Genomic DNA, 845 nt, shown 5'->3' on the forward strand with positions numbered 1-845 from the left:
CCCCCGAGCCCCGACCCCGGCGCGACGGCGAACCCGCCGGGCGACCGCAGGTCGGACGGCGGGACCGGGACGAGGCCGGGCGGGCCCGCAACGCCCGGCCGCGCGACGGGCTCGGACGCCCGCTGCCCTACGGCTCGCCCGGTGTCGAGCGGCAGCCCGAGGGCGTCCCGCGTACCCCGGCGCAGGCGCTCGCCGAGGCCCAGCGGCTGCTCGACGACGGCATGCCCTTCCACGCGCACGAGGTGCTGGAGGACGCCTGGAAGAGCCGGCCGGCCGACGAGGAGCCGCTGTGGCGGGGACTGGCCCAACTGGCCGTCGGTGTCACCCACGCGGCGCGCGGCAACGCCTCCGGCGCACGCGGCCTGTTGCGGCGCGGTGCGGCCAACCTCGAGCGCGGCGCGCCGGACACGCGCCACGGCGTGGACGTCGACGGGCTGCTCCGCTGGGCCGAACGCCTTGCCGCCGACCCGGAGTTGGCGTCGGGTCCGCCGCGCGCCTCCGACCCCGCCCCGCGGCTCACCGCGCGTGGCACCTGAGGGCCCGCACCGGCGAGGCCGGGCGGGCGGGTCGCACACCCGGGGGTTGCGAGAAGGTTGCGGTGACGGACAGTCTCCGCGGATGCTGTTTCTGTGTGGAGTCGCGGACACGCCGCTGAGCTGGGGCGTTCGCGGTGTCGCCGGGTGGGGGCGCCTTGCTGTTGTGCAACAGGCCCAGATTCCCGGCCACTTCCTGGGCGTGGTGCCCAGTGGCGTTCCGCCGCCTCCGGCTACCGTCCAGTCGATTGTTCGGTCTGATCGTCAACTCGCGCGTGAGCTGGCGCACTTCACCGGGGTCGACCTCCCGGG

Annotated in this window: 2 protein-coding genes; both read left to right on the plus strand. The window is 76.6% G+C overall.

What is annotated here, in order from left to right; genetic code table 11:
• Positions 1-536 (plus strand): DUF309 domain-containing protein (locus GL263_RS27350; RefSeq protein WP_228456880.1); only part of this gene is annotated, 536 nt, incomplete at its 5' end.
• Between the two features lie 82 nt (positions 537-618).
• On the plus strand, positions 619-845 hold a 227-nt coding region (locus tag GL263_RS28715; RefSeq protein ID WP_228456881.1), incomplete at its 3' end, for a hypothetical protein.

Origin of the sequence: Streptomyces durbertensis, from assembly GCF_014156695.1 — a bacterium.
GTDB classification, from domain to species: domain Bacteria; phylum Actinomycetota; class Actinomycetes; order Streptomycetales; family Streptomycetaceae; genus Streptomyces; species Streptomyces durbertensis.